Consider the following 19,712-nt stretch of genomic DNA (forward strand, 5'->3'; position numbering starts at 1 on the left):
TCTCATCATACAGATTGAGCCGGGAGGAACTCATCCCGGGACAACGCTATATGCATATAAATTTTTCTATCACTTCCGCGATTCCATCCTCGTCGTTGCTCGCGGTAACGAAATCCGCGGATTCCCTGACGACCTCCTGTGCATTCCCCATGGCTACGCCGAGGCCTGCTGCTTGAATGGCGGCAAGATCGTTCATGCTGTCGCCAACGGCAATGACCTCGCTCATATCAAGCCCGAGCAGACCGCACACCTTCTGAATTCCGGCTGCCTTGTTAATGCCCAGCGGGTTCACTTCGAGATTATGAGGCGATGAGTTCGTAATTTCAAGCCCTCCCATATCCTGCAGCTGCATCAGGATGCGGTGTCTCGCCTCGTTGTCCTCAGTATGAAAGCCGAACTTGAGCCACTCCTTGTTCTCAATGGCGCCTTCGATCCAATGATCCTTATTATAGACGCGTTCGATGGAATACGCCCAGAACCAGCAGTCCTCCGCCAGGGCAATCTCATTCATGGCCGAAATAAGCTTCGGATCCATCAGGGACCGCTCATACAGGTCATGCGGAGCCCGCCACACTTCACTGCCATTCACCGTAATCATCGGTGTGAGCAGTCCCAGCTCCTCACCGTACGGCAGCGCGCTCTCAAAGCTTCTTCCCGTCGAGAGACATACATGGACGCCTTTATCCTTGGCCTTCTGAATGTATTCAGAGGTACGCGGTGAAATCGTCTGGCTGCTCGTCAAAAGCGTACCGTCCATATCCAGTGCAAGCAATTTATATTCGTTTCTCATGCTGCTTCCCCCCCATATGTTCTCTTTTTCACGTTTCGTGCACACATACGGTCATTTTACCATAAGCCGGGGACAGCCACAAAAAAGGTTTTGCGCAGCTCATAATAAAATTTCCGGGGGCGGCCTCGTGCGCATTCTGTCAGACAAAAAAAGACCAGGGAAGCCTTCGCGATCACACCGAAGCCTTATCCCTGGTCTTTTCAATCCATGATAAAAAGGATGTCATGATTTCCAGTCGTTTAATTATTCTTATCTGTTCCGTCGGCATCCGTGTCCTTGCTGCCTTTAGGAACGCCATCCAGCCCATATACCTTGTCATAAGCGTCAAAAATCTTCCGTGCGATCGGGGCAGCGCTCTGCGAACCGAATCCGCCTTCCGGAATCATGACCGCAACGGCCAGCACCGGATTATCGCGCGGCGCATAGGCGATGAATACGCCGTTATCGACCAGCTGATGTCCGACCTGCTGCTGCGATGTACCCGTTTTCCGGGCGAACGCGTAAGGGAAGTTCTCGAATGCGGAAACCTCGCTTCGCATGCCGCGTCTGACTTCATTCCAGTACGCTTTCGGCAGATCCACCGTATTGAGCACTTCCGGTTTGAAGGTTTTTACGGTGTTGCCCTTCTCGTCGGTAATCTTGCTGACAAGCTGCGGCTTCATCCGCTTGCCTTCATTCGCGAGCATTGATACGTACTGCGCAAGCTGAAGCGTCGTGTATTTGCCCTGCTGACCAAAGGAAGCATAGGCAATTTTGGCCTGCACGCTCTCGTTGTCGTTCATGTACTCCTTGCGTCCCTTCCATTCGCCCGGAAGTCCGCTTCCCGTTAACACGCCAAGACCAAACTGAGTCATATAGCTATCCCACTTATCAATGGTCTTGCTCTTGTATTTGCTGAACAGCCTGTTGGCGATCATATCGACCATAAAGGCGTTGGAGGACTTTTCAAGGGCCCGTGCCGGATCCATGCCTCCATATACGTGGCCCGAAGAGTTTCGTACGCGCGTCTGGTGACCTTCTTTACCGAAGTACGCTGCCCCCTTGTCCTCGTAGTAGCTGTTGGTCGTAATAATGCCTTCTTTCAATCCAAGCAGTACGCTGAGCGGCTTCTGGGTCGAGCCGAGCAGTACGACGGATTCCGGGTGATCGCCCGATTTCCCTGGACTGAAGGAGCGGATCGTACCGTTCATGTAGATATTCTGAATCTTCTTCCAGTTATCCGGCGTTACGCTGCCGGTCTGCCAGATATTCGGATCGTAGTCCGGCATGCTGGCCATCGCTACGACATTTCCTGTTTTGACTTCCATCGCAACGGCGAATCCGGTTGTTGCATCACGATGCGTTCTTCCCGACACCGGATGGGTATGCAGCCAGCTCAGCTGATCCATAATGGCCTGCTCGGTCGTCACCTGAATCTCCTTGTTGATCGTCGAGTAGATGTTGTTGCCTTTCACCGGCGGAACGATTTCATCCACGCCTTCCGGCATATTACGCGGATTGATCGGCACCTTCTTGTAACCGTTCTTCCCGCGAAGCTCGTCCTGGTACATCAGTTCCAGGCCGTCAAAGCCGACGAATTCCGGCTCCGTATACACGACGCCCGGATCGGCGGTCACATCGCCTGAGCGCTGGGTCTCGTCAATTCCCTTATATTTGGTTAAGGTTTTTGAGCCCTTGAACGTCCGGATATAACCGATGGTTTGCACCGCAACCGTATCCGGATCATAATGGCGGATGCTTTCCTCTTCAATCGAGATCCCTGGAAAATCAGATTTGTGCTCGCTGAAATACGCGATTTCCTTATCCGACAGATCCATTTTGATGCGGCGCGGCGAGTAGCCTTCATACTGCTTGTAATCCAGATCCATCGCGTCGATGATATCCTGCTTCGTCATTTTGGGAATGTTCGGATCTCCGTATTTATCGAACACCTCCAGAAGCCGCTGCGCGATTTCCTCGGCTTCAGGTCGGTTTTTGCTTCCGTTCAGTTTGCTGTAATCCTTCATTAATGTAATGTAAAGCGATTGCGTCGGTGTGGAATACGCCAGCTTGGCGCCGGTCGAATCGAATATGGTTCCCCGAATCGGAGGAAGCGGCACGTCCTTGACGATGTTGCTGGACTCCTTCTCGGTCAAGGTCGGGCCCTCGACAAACTGAAGGATCGCGAGTCTGATAATAATGACGCAGAAGATCATAAACGTGCTGAAAAAGAACAGGTTGATCCTTAGATTAAAGTTGCCCTTCTTCTTCGTCTCTTCCTGCTCCGGATGGTCCGGTGTATAGTCGCTCACCGGCTCCCCCCCTCTCTACTAAAATAACATTGACTATTTTAGCATACATAGAGGGTGCTCGGCATCTTTCGCCAAGCTTCGACCCCGGGGGTTCCAATAAAAAAGCGGCAGGCCAGGCTGTTCCCCCCTGATCTGCCGCTTAATCCAGCCGATTATTGCTGTTTATTGGAAGCTTCCTTCGCCTTCTCTTCCGCTGCCTTTTGGTCCTGCACCTGCTTTTTCGGAACGCCGTCCAATCCGTATACCCTGTCATAGGCATCGAATATTTTGCGGGCTACAGGTGCGGCGCTGTTCGAGCCGAATCCGCCCTCGGGAATGATGACGGCGACCGCCAGCTTCGGATTGTTGCGCGGGGCGTAAGCGATAAACACGCCGTTGTCCCGGTTAATTCCGTTAACCTCCTGCTGCGAGGTACCGGTTTTGCGGGCAAAGTCGTACGGGAAGCCGGCAAAAGCCTCACTGACGTTCGTATTCATGCCTTTGCGCACCAGCTTCCAATACGACTTATCGAATGGAGCCTTGTTCAGCACCTCGCGCTTGCTCTGCATCACGACCTTGCCGCTCGCATCGGTAATCTTGCCGACGATTTGCGGCTTGATGCGTTCCCCTTCATTGGCCAGGGTCGCCGTATACTGCGCCAGCTGCAGTACCGTATATTTGCCCATCTGGCCGAAGGAGCCATATACCAGGGCGGACTGGGCACTTCCCACTTCTGGGGGCACTTTATCCACGGTGCCGGGTACCTTGTACTCTTTTTTTCCCAAGTATTCATTCGGAAGATCGATCCCGGTCGCAACGCCCAGTCCAAACTCCTCCATATATTTATCCCAGACCGGAATGCCTTTTTTGCCGTATTTGTTATACAGGGCATTGCCGACCATATCGACCATAAACACGTTGGAAGAATGCTCAATCGCTTCCGCGGGTGTCCGGAAATAACCGTAGGCATGGTTCTGCGAGTTGCGGACGGGCTTTTGCTCCTTGCCAAAGTAGGTTATCCCCGTGTCATTGTAAGGCGTCGTCGTTGTAAACAGCTTCTCCTTCAGTCCGATCAACACGCTCAGCGGCTTGATCGTCGATCCCAGCAGAACGGCCGATTCCAGCCCATGCTTCGACTTGCCGGAGCTCAGCGGCGTGATGGCCCCGTTCTGGTAATTGCCGTTCAGCTTATTGAAGTCCTCATTGGAAACCGAGCCCGCTTTCCAAATGTTCGTGTCATAATCCGGAATGCTGGCCATCGCCACGATGTTGCCTGTGTCCACTTCCATCGCTACCGCATAACCCGTAACGGCCTCCGGATGGGTCTTGCCGGACACCGGATGGGTATGCAGCCAGGCCAGCTGATCCTTGATCGCCTGTTCGGTCTGCAGCTGGACCTCTTTATGGATCGTCAGCCAGACGTCGTTCCCCTTGACCGGTGGAACAATATCCACCACTTCCTCTGGAATGTTGGCGGAACTGACGGAGGTCACCTTGTAGCCGTTCTGGCCTCGCAGTTCCTTCTGGAAGGAGGCCTCCACGCCGTCGACACCGACCAGCTCATCCTTCGTATAGATTTGGCCCGGATTCTCGTCGCTCGCGGTGTTCTCCCTTGCTTCATCATAAGCTTTCAGGCTTTCCGTCCGCTTGAAGGTCTTAATATATCCGACCGTCTGCACGGCCACCGTGTCCGGATCGTACTGGCGGACGGTTTCTTCCAGAATCTCAATACCCGGAAAATCCGACTTATGCTCCATAAAATACTGAATCTCTTTTTGGTTCAGGTCTGACTTGATGCGCCTTGGAATATATCCGTTATCCCGCTTGGATTCCAGATCCATAGCTTCGATAATTTCTTCCTTTGTTAGAGGCTTCTTGGGATCGCTCCCGAGCTTCTTGAAGACACCCGCCATTTGCGCAGCCATTTTTTCAACCTCAGGCCGGTTCTTCTTCCCTTTTTCCGTTGTCTTGTTGTAATCCTTCATCAGTGTAATGTAAAGGGATTCCACAGGCTGGGAATAGGCCAGCTTGACGCCGGCCGCATCGCGGATGTTGCCGCGGTCAGGAGGAAGCGGAATGTTCTTCGTATTCTGGTTCTCCTCTTTTTGCGTCAGGCTCGGCGCCTCGACAAACTGAATGACGGCAAGGCGGACGATCACCACGCAAAAAATGATGAATGTGCTGAAGAAAAACAAATTAATTCTTAGAGTCAAGCTGCCTCGATCATCGGCTTCTGTTTCATCAGGCGACCTTCCAGACGCGAACAGGCTCACGTTCCACTCCCCGTTTCTTTTGAATATCCGAATTTCATATCCACTGAGCTTTCATATAAATTTTAACATATAAACCCATTATAAGGAAAATAATTTCCCGGGCTATAACTTAACTCATGAATAAATCCGGGCGGTGTTCAGGAATTCGGGAATGGGAAGGGTGAGGAGAATGCGAAGGAACAGGAGAGAAAGCAGTGGGGGCAAAATAGCGGCACAGGCAGCCAAAGATGGGGGCCGGCATTTCAGCTGTTAAGCGTGTGGTGCTGGCCTGTTCTCTGGTAAGTTGATGCGGTAAAGTACTCGATGCGCCGCTGGTCATCCATACACCTCAAGCCATTTCATCAAATGACGTTTCATCATGGCACGATACGGAGCAGGTTCCATAATTTCTGCGTCACAACCATACTGGGAGAGCCAGCTCATAAATGCCGGTACTTCCGAAACTACCAGATCAACAATAAGGCTCCCGTCCGCTTGAACCGTTTCTGCCAGCGGCGTAATCCATTCCTTTTCTTTATACTGAGGAATAACGGAAGAGGAAAGCCGAATCTTAAAAGCTACCGAATCTTCTTCATGGCCGCGAAAATGCTGCCGCCATTCCTGCTGCATGGGCGTATGTACTTTAATAAAGACATCATCGAGCACGACAACACGCTCAAAATGGTTCAAGCGGTAAGTATATAAATCCCCGGTATTGTGATTTCTTCCTACCAGGTAAAAGCTCCGCTGCCAAGGGACCAGAAGGTATGGATCTATTTTGCCGCACAGCAGTTCATTGCGTTCGGGGGCATAATACTCGGCTTGAATGATTTGCTGGGTCAAGGTCGCGAATAAAATCGGGAGCAGAAACCTTGACTCTTCGCCCAGGGACAGACCGCTCGAGGTTTGTTCGGGCTGCTCGCTTTCGTGAAGCTCCGTGTCCATTCGATAGATCCGCTGCTTATGATGGGCTGCCAAAGCCTTTTCATACGCCCCTTCAAACGCCGGCGGCACCAGAGGCTTAACCTGATCCATCACCCCGGCAAGCGAACTGAAGGCATGAACTTCATCCTCGGTCCAGTCGAACGGATATAAAGCAAATTCACCGATAAACTGATAGCCCTTTCCGTAGCCTAAATGGGTTATGGGAATATGCATGGCGCTCAGGGCTTCCATATCACGATAAATGGTGCGCTCGCTGGTGCTGCATCTTTCCGCCAGCTCCCTTGCCAGTATCCCGGGTTTTGCTTGAACAAGCGTGATAATGCGCATTAATCGAATCAGTCTGTCAGTCATGTGGATTCTCCTAGCTCATATAGTAAATTAGACTCATATATAATTGCTTGATATAGTCCATTCGACTTGTAGCGAAGTGAATCCTTCCTAAAAAAACCAATCTTAACTTATCATCAAGACTTTTGTACCAGGTTGGTTTCTTCGAAGTTACGAAAAGAAGGGAGCGTCAATGAACTGAACATCGTTCAATTCGAAAGTTAACCGTTTTTGGCTTTCAGAATTTTGCGGCTCCGGTAGGTGCTTACATAATGTTCGCTGAGCTGATACAGCATGTCCGCCTCTTCGAGCAGCCGCCCGTCCGTAAAACGCGCCGCTTCGATTAAGAGCTCATCCCCTTTTCGCCGCAGCAGCCATTCTCCGTGCTCGAGGTGCCCATATTCAAACAAATGTATCGCTTCCTTCAGAACGCTCTGGGTTTCCAGAAGCTTCACATGCTTGCGAACATGAAAGTTCTCCGGCTGCTGCAGAAGTCCCGTATGGTACGTATAGTTCATATATAATTCCTTGACAGGAAGTTCCTTAATGCGTTCCTTGTTCTTCTCCTTGAATTTCCACTGCGCAGACAAAACTCCATGCATGCCGGCATTTTGAGGCTGAAGAGCAAGCTCGATGGCGATGAATTGCTTCACCCCGTCATATTGATGACCAAGCGGAATCATGACGGACTGCCCCAGATTCTTCATCACCTTCGCTCCATGAACACGGATCAAAGAAACTTGCGGTTCAAACCATAAATGCAGCTGCACATCTTGGGCGATCAGCTTGGGAGTGCTTCTTTTTCTGGATTGACGTAAGGATCCCCCGTACCACTCAACCAATAAAATCACTTGATTGGAGCCGCTTGCAAAGATATGGCTGCGGTTCCACGTAAAATTATCCTGAATACCTGACTGCATGGATTTCACCCCTTTTCTTGTCATCTCTATATCGTACCAATATAGGCTGACAGCATAGTGTCACGGAACATATGTTCCCATTCATTATTTCTCACATCTTATCATATTTACTGCCAACTATGGTCTAAAGATTTTTTTCAGCCATCCTCCCATCCACCATAAAATGCGCACAAAGACCTAATCAAACCTCATTCTAGTATATAAGAACTACATAAAAAGATATGTCGAATTTTGTAATGCCCTATGAAAAAACGTTTTAATCGAGTTAGGCGATGAGTTCAGGCTGCATGTTTCTCCCTTACGACAAAAAAACCCGTAATCCTGACGGATTGCGGGTTTTTATCGCCTGGTTATGATATTATGGTACAAAATCAGCTCATCGCAGCCGTTTCGGTGTCGGAACCGGCTGCTTCTGCCGTCAAGTCACTCGCCAGTACGGGTGCATACGTAATTCTGTCGATCCAGATTTCTTTGCCTACGGGTTCTCCATTTACGGTAATCAGCATTTTTTTGTATTGTTGTTCTTTTTCCATATTCGAACGATCTCCTTTTAACAATGCATAGCATGTGCTGCAGTCCATACGGTCTGAAGCCTAATCTATGTTATTTGTTCTGTTTATTTTATTTTATTCAGAAGAATTCCTGTTTTGCTGTCACGGGCTTGGATTCTTTGCGATCCGGTACGAACGGCTACTTAGTACTTATACCCTTCGGGAGCATTTATTAAACGTTGAATCTTTGGCGGAGATGGTCCGTATACCAATCCATCACAAACATTTGGGTAATGAAAGTTACCAGGCTTGTTCCATTCTATGCGGCAGGTGGTGAATATATGAAAAAACATTCGAAGAAGCTTTATAACTTTGGTTCGCTGCTGAAAATCGGCATGCTCCTATGCATCGTTGCCGGAAGCCTGCTGGTATCCGGTACTCCGGCCAGCGCGAATTATTTTGAAGATTTTTATAACGGAGTCGAGAAATTTTCGGACCTGCCGGGCCAGGTCAACCAACTGAAGGACAGCTATCAGGAGACGCTGGATGAGCTGGAACGGACGAAGGAAAACGCAAAGGCATTCCGGGAGCAAAACGCGCAATTGGTGGAGCAAAACCGCCAGCTGGCCGAAACGGTGAATCAATTAAAGGAAGTCAACGAGGCAAAGGATGCCAAAGCCCAAAAATTCAAAATCATGCTCATTACCGTCATTGTTCTCATAGCCGGTTATTTTATCGGAATCCGTCTGCTGCGGTTCATGATGCGGCGTTCCAACCGTAAGACACGGATATAGCATCCATATTATGACAGAAGGAAGGGAAACGGCTTGAACATCAGAATCCGGGAATCCGGTGGGGGAAACGGACAAGCAGTCGATTTCTCGCTCGGCGGCGGGGAAACGATGCATATTCTGCATCCCGAGCAGATCATTGCCTACAGGGGTCCTTCCGACGGACGCAGCGACCGCCTGATGAACATGAAGGGGATGTACCGCAAAAAAAGGCTGATTCAGGCGGATATGAGCGGCCCGTGCCAGTTTACGGCAGCAGTCCCTCCTGGATTCGCGATTAAGACCGTCGAACTGGAAGCGCACAGCGACCTGTTATATGATTTTCGGAACCTCTTTTTCTACAGCGCGGGGATCGAGATGCACTCCCGAATATTGAAGGTAAAAAATATGCTGATCACCAAGGATGCCGTGAAGATGAAATTTTCCGGTACGGGTACGATCGGGCTGCTGACCGAAGGCGCGGTCTATGAAACCGAGCTTCATCCTTCGGAGCCGCTGTATGTCGATGCAGCATGCCTGGTCGCCTATCCCGAAAACGCCAAGCTCGACCTGACCGTCTACGGAAATACACTCGCCAGCCAGCATATGAACTATCACTGGAAAATTACCGGAAAGGGGACGGTGCTGTTTCATGCCGGGCAGCAGTCCAGCCGCTTGCAGCAGGAGATGAATCCGGACGGGTTGTTCAAAAGGATTTTACGTGAAGTGATTCCGTTTGGCGGGGTCATTATCAAGTAAAGGGTATACGCATCCCCTTTTACTGACATATAATCTCCTTATCTATAAATTGAACTAAAGAAAGCAAACTTAAACTTTAGTTCATTTTATCTATATAAATTGAACTAAAGAAAGAAGAATCAAACTTTAGTTCATTTTATCTATATAAATTGAACAGGAGGTTTATATGTCCTTCCCTACCGTGAACAGCGCCGCACCGCAAAAGGACCGGAAGCCGCTTGCCGGTTCCGACGCGAGCGCCACCGTCTTTCGCATCCTGATCGCCATCAGTCTCGTACATCTGTTCAACGACTCGATTCAATCGGTCATTCCGGCCATCTTTCCGATACTGAGGTCGTCCATGCATCTCAGCTATACGCAAATCGGCTGGATATCCTTTGCCATAAACTTTACCTCCTCGATCATGCAGCCTGTCGTCGGGTGGTTCGCTGACCGCAAGCCGACGCCAGCCCTGCTGCCGATCGGAATGGGCTTTACCTTTACCGGAATGCTCCTGCTCGCTTTCGCCGATACATACTCGGCCGTACTGCTGGCGGTCATATTCGTCGGCCTTGGCTCCGCTGCGTTCCATCCGGAAGGCTCCCGTGTATCCCATATGGCTTCCGGCACGCGCAGAGGCTTGGCGCAGTCCATCTTCCAGGTCGGCGGGAATGCCGGCCAATCGCTGGCACCGATGCTGACCATGTGGATATTCATTCCGCTGGGGCTGTTCGGTGCCATCTGGTTCACGCTTGTTGCCGGCGCAGGCATCGCGGTCCAGATTTATGTGGCAAGGTGGTACGGCCGCAAGCTGCAAAGCGGCGCCCAGGTCAAAAAGAAAAAAGCAGCGCGGCAGCTGAAGCCCGAGGTACGCTCCAAGATCCGCTTCGCCATCGTAATGCTGATCGTGCTCGTCTTCGTGCGGTCCTGGTATAGCTCCTCGATCAGCACCTTTTTCCCTTTTTACCTGATCGACCATTACGGATTAAGCGTGAACGATGCGCAAATTTTCATTTTTCTTTTCCTGGGTGCAGGGGCGGTCGGAACCTTCTTCGGCGGTCCGCTTGCCGACCGCTTCGGCAAACGGAACATCATCTTCGGATCGATGGCCCTCGCCGCTCCGCTCGCTCTGCTGCTGCCGCATGTGGGTTTGTGGGGTGCTGGCGTTCTGCTGGCCCTCATCGGCCTTATCGTCTTTTCGAGCTTTTCGGTGACCGTGGTCTACGCCCAAATGCTGTTCCCCGGCAAAATCGGAACGGTCTCCGGGCTCATTACCGGTCTCGCCTTCGGTCTGGGCGGTCTGGGAGCGCTCGTGCTGGGCAAATGGATCGATCTGGCGGGTGTAAATACCGTGATGACCCTCTGCAGCTTTCTGCCGCTGCTCGGCATCCTCACCTTCCTGCTGCCTTCGGATAAGCTTCTGAACCGCTGGGCGAGCGATAACGGGGAATAAACGCACTTCATATGCTTAAAAGCCCTCCGGCCGCCCGCCGCTTTCGAATAGCGGCGAACGAGCCCGGAGGGCTTTTCGTGTGAGAATCATTTCAGCCTGGCAACAATTCTCCGTTTCCTGTACAGCATTCTTCCGGCTTCGGCCACATCCTCGATGGTTCCTTTATTGCTGATGGAGCCGAAAAACATGCCTGCCACCGGTACGAGCTGGAACAGCTTCTTCCAGCCGAAACTGTCGCGGTAAGTCTGCACGACCTCGCGCCAGCCCTGAATCTGCGAAAATACCTGCAGCGACTTGCCGTCCTCCTCGAACGCGGCCAATTCCTCCAGCACCGCCTTTTTGCCGACGATATCCGCCGACGCGAACTGAAGGCATTTGACGATGAATACCCGCTCTTGCTCCGACCGCGGGTCGTATCCATAACACAAGGCCATTTCCTGCAGCACCTTCAGCGACATGCCGAGGACCATCGGAATGTCGACGGCCAGCGTGAATACCCCGCCTACGCCCGTCGTTGCGCCCTGCGCTGCCGCAAACTTGACGCGGCGGCCGATCAGTTCGTCCGCGGTCCGGTCCATGATGTACAGGGGCAGATCCGCAGCTTTTTCCAGCGTGAAATCCTCATCTAAGCTTCCGGATTCGGCATCCTCCTGGCGGGCGGTTTCAGCCTCCTGCCGATTCTGCGAAGCCGCCTGCAGCAGCTTCAGCACGCTTTTTTGCTGTACAAGGTATTGGCCTCCCGTTTGCAGAAACCGCCCCACTTCCCCAAGCGCATCCCCCAGCTTATCCCGAATCAGCTTTGGCGTCAGCCGATCCAGGAGCATGAATGGGAGGCGGCTGAGCCTTTCCCAGAACCATGCCTGCTTCTGATCCTTCTCCCAAGCCTCGATCTTCTTCAATTCCTCCACTAAATACGCGGTTTCCTCTTTGGCAGCCATCAGCATACTCCTTTCCGTTCCCCGTTATAACCAGCGGCTCTTGAATTCAAGCCTTCGCGGGTAATGATCATCAGGACGGGAAATACTTTTCACAAAAGCCCCGTTGTCCTGCGGTCAAATCAGCAGCCCTTCTCTTTCCTTGAAACGTTTGATCAAAAATTCGCTATGAACGTTCGTAATGCCATTCAGCGTCCGAAGCCGTTGAAGGTAGCGCTGGACATGCTCCTGGTCATCCATCAGCGCATGCACATGCAGATGGGGACCGCCGCTCATTTGATATACGCTCGTAATTTCCTCGTCGGCGAGAAGCTGCTCCGCCACGGCTTCAAGCAAGCTCCATTCAACGTCGATATCAAAATATACGGACATGCTCTTGCCTGCTTTCAGCGGGTTCACGCTCACCGTGAATTTATCGATAATTCCCTGTTCCATCAGATTGTTAACCCTTTCTCTGACAGCAGCTCTCGTTAAATGAACGAGCCGGCCGAGTTCAGCATGGCTGAGCCGCCCGTTATCCAGCAAATGCTTGAGAATCAATTCATCCTTTTCATCCAATTGGTTAAAACGCATAGGCTTCTCCCCTTTTCGCACAGCGCTTCTTAACGGGTGTTCAACTCTTTATTCTTTACATTGTAATTAAAATAACAGCATTTAATATCCGAATGTATATAATTTATTATACAATCGTTGTATAATAAACCGGTATTTCATCCGATTGTCAGATGTGTGCACTCATAGTTTACATGCACGCCGGAGTGTAATGCAATCGGTAACGCTGTTGAGAGGAAGGTGTATTGACTTGGTTATGTTTTCGCTTGAAATCCTTCTGATCGCCATATTGGCCGGGATCGTAGGCTCCGTTCTGGGGCTTGGAGGAGGGATTATCGTCACTCCTGCCTTGACGCTGCTGTTCGGTGTCAGCATCGAGCATGCCATCGGAGCCAGCATTATCTCGGTGATCGCGACTTCGAGCGGCTCGGCGATCGCCTACATCCGCGACCGGATCACCAATTTGCGCGTGGGCATGTTCCTGGAAATCGCCACGACCATTGGGGCCATCACCGGCGCTTTCATCGGCGGTCTGATCGCGCCTAACCTGCTGTATATCATCTTCGGGCTTCTGCTCGTCTATTCAGCAATCAATATGATCAAGAAAAAGAAAGGCGACCAGCAGGAGCTTGTCCAAATGCATCCGACCGCAGCCAAGCTGAAGCTTGGGGGAAGCTACTATGACAAAGCCATCCAGCAGCAGATCCCTTATCATGTCGGCAACGTCTATGGAGGCTTCAGCGTGATGTACGGAGCCGGGGTCATCTCGGGCCTGCTCGGCATCGGCAGCGGCAGCTTTAAGGTCATGGCCATGGACGTCTTCATGAAGCTGCCGCTGAAAGTATCCACCGCAACCAGCAACTTCATGATGGGCGTAACCGCTGCGGCGAGTGCGGGCGTATACCTGCTGCGGGGCGACATTGACCCGCATATTGCCGGTCCCGTCGCGCTTGGCGTACTGGCCGGAGCCACGATTGGTGCCCAGATTATGCAGCGCCTGAAGAGCAAGACGATCCGGATGCTGTTCATCCCCGTACTGCTGTACGTAGCGCTTCAAATGATTTATGAAGGGGTGGTAGGCAAATGACCGATAACAGCGAAATTCAGGATGTCGAGCTCGCTGTCAGCCGCTGGCTGCGGATCGGTGTGTTCATCAGTGCCGCCGTCATTATCCTGGGGCTGGTTCTTCTATTTATCCAGGGAGAAAGCGGATATCCGGGTAACGACTATCCCCACAGCCTGCCGGATATTTTTAACGGAACGGTACAGTTCAAGCCGTATGCCGTCATTACGACCGGATTAATCCTGCTGATTCTGACGCCGGTGCTTCGCGTCGCCATTTCCATCTGGGTTTTCATCCGGGAAGGCGACAAGCTGTATGTCATTATTACATCCATCGTGCTGGTCATTCTGATTATCAGCTTTATCCTCGGTAAAGCCTGAATTCCCTTGGCCAATCGAACCGCACTTAAACGAAAATAACCCGGGCCTCTCTTGAACTGGAGAGGACCCGGGCTTTTTCTATTCTTCGTTTTTCTCTTTTTCAAGAACGGCTTCCGTCGGGGGCAGCACATTGGTCGCTTTATCCAAGGGCTGCTTCTCCTCCGTCAAATGCACGACCGGGAGAGCCGGCGAAGTCAGGATCGCTTTGAGCTGCATCCGCTTGGATTTCGGACTCAGCATATACAGCGTATCTCCCACTTCTATCCGTGTGTTGCCGCGCGGGGCGATGATTTGCTCGTTGCGGATGATCGCAGTAAACAGGATGTCTTCAGGCAGATCCAATTCCGAGATTTCCTTGCCTGCAATCGCCATCGAGGTATTGACTTCGATATGGTTGATTTCCGATTTGGTCTTGCCGTGGGCGGTGAGCTCCAGCAGTGACGGATTCGACGGTTTAAGATCTCCCGCGAGTCCCAATTTTTCCGCAAAGGGGGATACAGTCGCACCCTGGATAATGGCCGAGGTCAACACAACGAAGAAAACGACGTTGAAGAAGAGGCGTCCATGCTCCATATGGGCCAGCAGCGGATAGGTCGCCAGCACGATCGGCACCGCACCGCGCAGTCCCGCCCAGGACAGGAGCGCTTTTTCACGGAAAGAGAACTTCATCGCGATCGTGCTGATGAAGACGCCGATCGGACGCGCCACCAGCATCAGGATCAGCGACAGCAAGAGGCCTGGGCCAATGATGGACGGAAGTTCGGATGGAAAGGCGAGCAGGCCAAGAAGGACGAACATGACGATCTGCATCATCCACCCGAACCCCTGATTAAAGTGCATGATGGACCTGCCGTAAGCGAGCTCGGAATTCCCCATGACGATCGCGGTCACATAGACGGCAAGCAGTCCGCTGCCGCCGATGACCGAGGTGCCGCTGTACGAAAGAACGGCAAAGCCAAGAGCCATGACCGGATAGAGGCCCGAGGAATCGAAATTGATTTTGTTGATGACATACACTGCCAGCCGGCCAATCAGCAGGCCGAGGACCAGGCCGATTCCCATCTCCCATATAAAAGAGAAGATCAATTTAAGAATGGACATGTCCGGATTCTCAAAAAACTCGATCAGGGATATGGTCAGAAACATCGCCATCGGATCATTGCTTCCCGACTCTGCCTCGAGGGTGGAGGTCAGGCGCTTCTTGATGTTCTTGCCGCCCAGGACCGAGAACACGGCAGCCGCATCCGTAGAGCCGACGATCGCGCCGACCAGAAATCCCTCCGTCCAGGATAAACCGAGCACGTATTTGGCTGCGATGCCGACGACGGCTGCGGTCAACAGGACGCCAACGGTCGCAAGCGAAAGAGCGGAGCCGATGACCGGCTTGATATGCTCGAATTTGGTCTGCATCCCGCCCTCGAACAGAATCACGATGAGCGCAAGAATGCCGACAATCTGTGTAATGAACGCATTATCGAAATAGACAAACCGGTTCAGCACCATCCCGACCACGATAAACAGTACAAGCGCGGGCATGCCGAACCGGGATGAGAATTTGGTGGTCAGCACGCCAACCAGCAGCAAGCCTGCCATAAGCAGGACCAGCGAATTAATGAGTGTCGTAGATTCCAAAAGCCTCGCCTCTTTAAAAATAGAATACATGCCATTTCATTTTGAACAATCCATTATATATATAACCATTCCGGTCCTCGTTACAAACCCGGACTGCATGCGGTAGCCCTCCCCTATCTGCCAAAACCGCGGCCACCTCAGTACATTTTCCTATCGGATTCCATTTTATTCCCGGCCTCCCGGCTTCACCTATCCTTGCATTGTCACCGCCTTTTGGGATGATATTCAAAATGCATGATGGCTTTTGCTTTCCCCTTCCCTTTATACTGAAAAAAAAGAATGTAAATAAGCATCTGGAGGCGAAACTGATGATCATCCGAAGCGTTGTACCCCATGAGCTTGAAGAGGCGCAAGCCTTGTCCGATTTTGTATTCCGTCAGCCCGAGCAGCAGTCCATGGGGGCCATATTTCCAGCTTTGTTTCAGCCGGGCATCAGCCAATCTTATGCGGCTTTTACGGAGGAGGGCCGAATGATCGCATTTATGGGCATGGTGCCGGAAGTGATTCGGGTAGGCAGCGCCTGCTTGAACGTATTCGGTCTAGGCTCCGTGTGCACCCATCCCGACTACCGCGGACAAAATATCGCAAGCAGCCTGCTGGAAGCATGCATGCAGCACGCCAAACGTGCCGGTGCTTCTCTTGTCTTCGTATCCGGGGACCGAACCCTTTACATGCGCGCAGGCTGTCAATATTTTGGCCGGATCCGGTACGCGTCCCTGACCCCTTCCATCGCCGCCTCCCTTCAAGACGGCATATCGGATCACGACTGGACTGTCAGAAGCATGCGGCCCGAGGATATTTTTGCCGTTCACGGCCTCCTTGCCTCATCCCAGGCCGGCTATGAGCAAAGCCCTGCGCAGCTCCTCACCCTGCTCGGCGCGGCAGCTATTCCGGATATTTACCGACTCGACTCCTGCTCCCTTGTCGCAATCAAGCACGGAAAAATCCAGGCTTTCGCCGCCGGAGCCGTGCATGGGGGAGAAAGAAGCACCGCTTCCGCGGACGAGCCTGCCCGCGCCGTGGAATGGGCCGGCGATGTTCATGGGTGCTTGCTGCTGTTTGCCGAGATGTTAAACCGTTTCCCGGCAAAGGAGATGATTCTACCGATCCCTTGGCAGCAGGAACGTCTGCTCAAACAGCTTCAGCAAGCAGGTGCAACAATCACGGAAGGACGGAACAGCGGAACGGTATGGATGGCCGATGCCGCCTCCCTGCTGTCACAGTGCACGCCTTTGCTTCCGCCGATCCTGGACAGCTATCTCAAGCTTCAGAGTGACGGCACCTATCTTATTACCGATGGAAGAAACGAGAAGCGGATCGATGATCACGGACTGCTATCGCTGCTCTTTGATCCGGATTCACCGCTCTTGCCTCTGGCGCCGAAATCATTCCGTACCCTTGCGCTTCCGTATATGTCCGGCCTGCATTTCGTTTAATGCCAGCAATGGAGAAGCCGGCATGTCCAGCAACACGCAGCAACAGCCCTTGCCGAATTTCCCGGCAGGGGCTGTTGTTGTTAGAAAATCTATCTTTTAAACCGAACTGCGAATTACAGGATGATAAAGTCCGTCATCGATTGTACGGTAACAGAACCGGGAACGGCAGGCGCGAACGCGGCGGCATCACCGGTTCGTGCCAAGAACTGCACCCTGCAGGGGACGCCCGGAACCAGATCAAAGAAGTTATCACTGAAGCACCCTTCCGTTTCCGTGGAAATCCATACCTGCTTGGCCAGCCTGTTCGCTTGAAGGATGAATGCCGTCCCGTCGCTTCCCTCCTCTTCCCGAATCTCGATGTCCGGCGCTTCCAATGCAAGCTCCTTCACCGGTACGAAATAGTGAAGCTTCGTGTCAACCATCTCACCGGCCGCTTCCAGCCGGGCAAGTACGAATGTATCCTGGGTGCTTGCGCCCTGCAGCAACTGCCCTACGGCTGCCGTGAATACCTTTGCCGACGTGTTCGGCTCCATGGCGAACGGTTCGCTCATTGCTTTCAGAACGGCCCCATTCATATTCAATACCTGAATGTGTACTATGCCGGATACCGGCTTAAGCACATCGGAAATGACGTAAAAATCCAATTTCCCTTCCTGCGTTCCGTCAATGGATAATGAAATGTCCCGGAAGCTGCGCTTGGCTGCATACTGCAGCGCCTTCCATCTTCCAAAGTAATCCATGCCCGCCCAGGACGCGACCGGCCAGCAGTCGTTCATCTGCCAATAGAGCGTGCCCATGCAGTACGGCTTCCGGCGGCGGTGTGCCTCGATCGCCGTCGTCATCGCATCCGCTTGAAGGACCTGGCTCATATACAAAAAGGAGGGGAAATCCTTGGGCTGGTTCATGTACATATCCATGTACTGCTTAATCAAGCGGTTGCCTTGGCCGTTCTTCTGGTGAGCCAGCATGACAGGCGATTCGAGCTGCAAGTCGCTTTCCTCCGCATAACGGCGCACGGAACGGTATTCGGGGAAGGACTGGAATCCGTATTCGCTCATGAAACGTCCGACATATATATTGTAATTCTCGAACGGCTCCACATTATGCCATACGCCCCAATAATGGATATCGCCGGCCGTGGAGTCGTTCGTCGCATGCTGACCACTGTCTCCCGTTTGATCGATCATAGGCGAAGAGGGCCAGTACGCGGCGCCCGGTGCAAATTCGGCAATGGCTCCCGGCAGGATATCGTGGAATATTTTTTCATAATCGCTCCACAATTTCTCGCGGATATCCTGCGTATAGTTCTGCTTCCAGCCCCAGCCTCCCTTTTCATTAAAGTGGGACCAGGCCGTGTCGATTTCGTTGTTGCCGCACCATAAAACGATCGATGGATGGTTGCGGAGACGCTTCACATTCTCCTCCGCTTCCGCGCGGACATTGTTCAGAAACGGCTCATCCCCCGGATACATGCTGCAGGCGAACATGAAATCCTGCCACACCATGAGCCCATATTCATCACACAGGTCATAGAACACGTCCTGCTCATAGATGCCTCCGCCCCAGACGCGGAGCATGTTCATGTTAGAAGCCGCGGCGGTCGCGATCTCGTGGCGGTAACGCTCTTCAGTAACCTCCGTAATGAAGCTGTCGTTCGGAATATGGTTAGCGCCTTTCGCAAAGACGGGGACACCGTTCAGCTCGACATAAAACGTCCTTCCTCTCACATCCTGCTCCCGGACCAGCTTGGCTGAACGCAGGCCCGTCTTCACCGCTTTGGCTGCGGTCACGGTTTCACCCCGGAGAAGTTCAGCCCCAAACTCGTACAGGTGGGCCTCCCCGAGCCCCCTGCACCACCACAGCTTGGGATTCGGAATGACAAACGGCAGCTCGGCAAGCTGGATCCCGCGCTGGAGCACTGTTTGTTGTTCCCAAACCATGTCGCCCGTCCGAAGACGGATCACGGCCTCCCCTTCCGCTTCGCTCTCGATTTCGATCACGGCTTTCAGCCTGGCCTCTTCCGCCGTAACCTCCAGCTGTTCGATGAACAGATTCTCAATCCGGCTGTCTTCCCAGCCTTCGATCCACACTTCCCGCCATATGCCGCTGGTAACGAACCGCGGCCCCCAGTCCCAACCGTAATGATACGGCGCTTTGCGGGCAAACACGCTGATCCGCTTCTCGTCAAGACCGCCCACATCCGACTGGTCATTGGCGGCAGGAAGCGGATAACCCAGCTCTTCAAGCTTGGGCAGGTCCTCCTTCACGGGGGAGCGGAAGCGGATATGGATATGGTTCCCTGCGCTTCTGAGCAGCGATTTCACGTCGGCTTTCCACGTACGGAACATATTATCGGTGCTTAAGATCTGATGACCGTTAACGGTTACATCCGCATACGTATCCAGCCCGCTGAAAACAAGCTCGAGCCGCGGAAGTCTCAGCAGTTCATCCGTCAGATCGAATCTGCTCTCGTATTCCCAGTCCTGTTTATCAACCCACTGAACCTCTTTTTCACTCGTTCCGTAAAAAGGATCGGGAATCTTTCCGTTTGCCAGCAGATCAGTATGTACGCATCCCGGAACCTTAGCCTTCATCCACTCTTCGTCCAGACAAGCCTTGAAGCTCCAATCGCTTACTTTCCATTTACTTTTGCGCATGATGTCCTCCTGTGGATATTAGTTCTTCATTAGTTATATTTGTTAGTATATATTTATATAACTAAAATAACAATTGAAATTCAATTTAAAAAGTCTGTCTA

The 19,712-nt window shown here is 52.2% G+C and carries 16 protein-coding genes; 6 read left to right on the plus strand and 10 right to left on the minus strand.

The genetic code is table 11. From position 1 onward, the window contains the following. Positions 1-46: 46 nt before the first annotated feature. The 6 genes from ACTHPM_RS22510 to ACTHPM_RS22535 all read right to left on the minus strand — a co-directional run bounded on the left by ACTHPM_RS22510 (position 47) and on the right by ACTHPM_RS22535 (position 8,037). Positions 47-790: a Cof-type HAD-IIB family hydrolase gene (locus ACTHPM_RS22510; protein WP_440397696.1), complete on the minus strand. Its 744-nt coding sequence runs from the start codon at positions 788-790 to the stop codon at positions 47-49. Between the two features lie 239 nt (positions 791-1,029). Next, entirely contained in the window at positions 1,030-3,081 is a 2,052-nt protein-coding gene (locus tag ACTHPM_RS22515) for a peptidoglycan D,D-transpeptidase FtsI family protein (protein WP_440397697.1), read from the minus strand. A 152-nt stretch (positions 3,082-3,233) separates the two neighbouring features. Further along, a complete protein-coding gene (locus ACTHPM_RS22520; protein WP_440397698.1) occupies positions 3,234-5,273 on the minus strand; it encodes a peptidoglycan D,D-transpeptidase FtsI family protein in 2,040 nt (679 codons plus the stop codon). A gap of 375 nt (positions 5,274-5,648) precedes the next feature. Next, entirely contained in the window at positions 5,649-6,608 is a 960-nt protein-coding gene (locus ACTHPM_RS22525; protein ID WP_440397699.1) for a helix-turn-helix transcriptional regulator, read from the minus strand. Between the two features lie 197 nt (positions 6,609-6,805). Next, the gene (locus ACTHPM_RS22530) at positions 6,806-7,504 is read right to left on the minus strand and encodes a hypothetical protein (protein WP_440397700.1); all 699 of its coding nucleotides are present in this window, start codon (positions 7,502-7,504) and stop codon (positions 6,806-6,808) included. 371 nt (positions 7,505-7,875) lie between these two features. After that, positions 7,876-8,037: a hypothetical protein gene (locus tag ACTHPM_RS22535; protein WP_440397701.1), complete on the minus strand. Its 162-nt coding sequence runs from the start codon at positions 8,035-8,037 to the stop codon at positions 7,876-7,878. Between the two features lie 299 nt (positions 8,038-8,336). Between ACTHPM_RS22535 and ACTHPM_RS22540 the strand changes: the two genes are divergently transcribed. From ACTHPM_RS22540 to ACTHPM_RS22550, 3 genes are all read left to right on the plus strand, one after another. Next, positions 8,337-8,789, plus strand: a complete 453-nt coding sequence (locus ACTHPM_RS22540; protein ID WP_440397702.1) for a hypothetical protein — start codon at positions 8,337-8,339, stop codon at positions 8,787-8,789. A gap of 33 nt (positions 8,790-8,822) precedes the next feature. Next, the gene (locus tag ACTHPM_RS22545; RefSeq protein ID WP_440397703.1) at positions 8,823-9,524 is read left to right on the plus strand and encodes an AIM24 family protein; all 702 of its coding nucleotides are present in this window, start codon (positions 8,823-8,825) and stop codon (positions 9,522-9,524) included. Positions 9,525-9,690: 166 nt separating this feature from the next. After that, on the plus strand, positions 9,691-10,956 hold the full coding sequence (locus ACTHPM_RS22550; RefSeq protein ID WP_440397704.1) for an MFS transporter: 1,266 nt from the start codon (positions 9,691-9,693) through the stop codon (positions 10,954-10,956). A gap of 86 nt (positions 10,957-11,042) precedes the next feature. On the opposite strand, the gene ACTHPM_RS22555 is transcribed toward ACTHPM_RS22550, so the two are convergent. Beyond that, positions 11,043-11,894 (minus strand): EcsC family protein, encoded by an 852-nt coding sequence (locus ACTHPM_RS22555; RefSeq protein WP_440397705.1) that lies wholly within the window; start codon positions 11,892-11,894, stop codon positions 11,043-11,045. A 114-nt stretch (positions 11,895-12,008) separates the two neighbouring features. Then, on the minus strand, positions 12,009-12,464 hold the full coding sequence (locus ACTHPM_RS22560; protein ID WP_440397706.1) for an Lrp/AsnC family transcriptional regulator: 456 nt from the start codon (positions 12,462-12,464) through the stop codon (positions 12,009-12,011). Between the two features lie 235 nt (positions 12,465-12,699). Between ACTHPM_RS22560 and ACTHPM_RS22565 the strand changes: the two genes are divergently transcribed. Together ACTHPM_RS22565 and ACTHPM_RS22570 are read left to right on the plus strand one after the other, a co-directional pair. Further along, on the plus strand, positions 12,700-13,530 hold the full coding sequence (locus ACTHPM_RS22565) for a sulfite exporter TauE/SafE family protein (RefSeq protein ID WP_440397806.1): 831 nt from the start codon (positions 12,700-12,702) through the stop codon (positions 13,528-13,530). Beyond that, positions 13,527-13,886, plus strand: a complete 360-nt coding sequence (locus tag ACTHPM_RS22570) for a DUF1634 domain-containing protein (RefSeq protein ID WP_440397707.1) — start codon at positions 13,527-13,529, stop codon at positions 13,884-13,886. Before ACTHPM_RS22565 ends, ACTHPM_RS22570 begins: the two co-directional genes overlap by 4 nt. A 78-nt stretch (positions 13,887-13,964) precedes the next feature. On the opposite strand, the gene ACTHPM_RS22575 is transcribed toward ACTHPM_RS22570, so the two are convergent. Next, a complete protein-coding gene (locus ACTHPM_RS22575) occupies positions 13,965-15,518 on the minus strand; it encodes a potassium/proton antiporter (RefSeq protein WP_440397708.1) in 1,554 nt (517 codons plus the stop codon). A gap of 308 nt (positions 15,519-15,826) precedes the next feature. Between ACTHPM_RS22575 and ACTHPM_RS22580 the strand changes: the two genes are divergently transcribed. Then, positions 15,827-16,954, plus strand: a complete 1,128-nt coding sequence (locus ACTHPM_RS22580; protein ID WP_440397709.1) for a GNAT family N-acetyltransferase — start codon at positions 15,827-15,829, stop codon at positions 16,952-16,954. 113 nt (positions 16,955-17,067) lie between these two features. Here the strand turns inward: ACTHPM_RS22580 and ACTHPM_RS22585 are convergent, their stop codons facing one another. Further along, on the minus strand, positions 17,068-19,611 hold the full coding sequence (locus ACTHPM_RS22585) for a beta-mannosidase (protein WP_440397710.1): 2,544 nt from the start codon (positions 19,609-19,611) through the stop codon (positions 17,068-17,070). Positions 19,612-19,712: the final 101 nt, after the last annotated feature.

This window comes from Paenibacillus sp. SAFN-054, from assembly GCF_051966755.1.
Classification (GTDB): Bacteria; Bacillota; Bacilli; order Paenibacillales; family Paenibacillaceae; genus Paenibacillus_AQ.

Bases quoted from the DNA above. Each gene is read 5' to 3' on its own strand.
- ACTHPM_RS22510 (WP_440397696.1), bottom strand. From the start codon at position 790: ATGAGAAACGAATATAAATTGCTTGCACTGGATATGGACGGTACGCTT.
- ACTHPM_RS22525 (WP_440397699.1), bottom strand. From the start codon at position 6,608: ATGACTGACAGACTGATTCGATTAATGCGCATTATCACGCTTGTTCAA.
- ACTHPM_RS22530 (WP_440397700.1), bottom strand. From the start codon at position 7,504: ATGCAGTCAGGTATTCAGGATAATTTTACGTGGAACCGCAGCCATATC.
- ACTHPM_RS22535 (WP_440397701.1), bottom strand. From the start codon at position 8,037: ATGGAAAAAGAACAACAATACAAAAAAATGCTGATTACCGTAAATGGA.
- ACTHPM_RS22540 (WP_440397702.1), top strand. From the start codon at position 8,337: ATGAAAAAACATTCGAAGAAGCTTTATAACTTTGGTTCGCTGCTGAAA.
- ACTHPM_RS22550 (WP_440397704.1), top strand. From the start codon at position 9,691: ATGTCCTTCCCTACCGTGAACAGCGCCGCACCGCAAAAGGACCGGAAG.
- ACTHPM_RS22555 (WP_440397705.1), bottom strand. From the start codon at position 11,894: ATGGCTGCCAAAGAGGAAACCGCGTATTTAGTGGAGGAATTGAAGAAG.
- ACTHPM_RS22560 (WP_440397706.1), bottom strand. From the start codon at position 12,464: ATGCGTTTTAACCAATTGGATGAAAAGGATGAATTGATTCTCAAGCAT.
- ACTHPM_RS22565 (WP_440397806.1), top strand. From the start codon at position 12,700: ATGTTTTCGCTTGAAATCCTTCTGATCGCCATATTGGCCGGGATCGTA.
- ACTHPM_RS22570 (WP_440397707.1), top strand. From the start codon at position 13,527: ATGACCGATAACAGCGAAATTCAGGATGTCGAGCTCGCTGTCAGCCGC.
- ACTHPM_RS22580 (WP_440397709.1), top strand. From the start codon at position 15,827: ATGATCATCCGAAGCGTTGTACCCCATGAGCTTGAAGAGGCGCAAGCC.
- ACTHPM_RS22585 (WP_440397710.1), bottom strand. From the start codon at position 19,611: ATGCGCAAAAGTAAATGGAAAGTAAGCGATTGGAGCTTCAAGGCTTGT.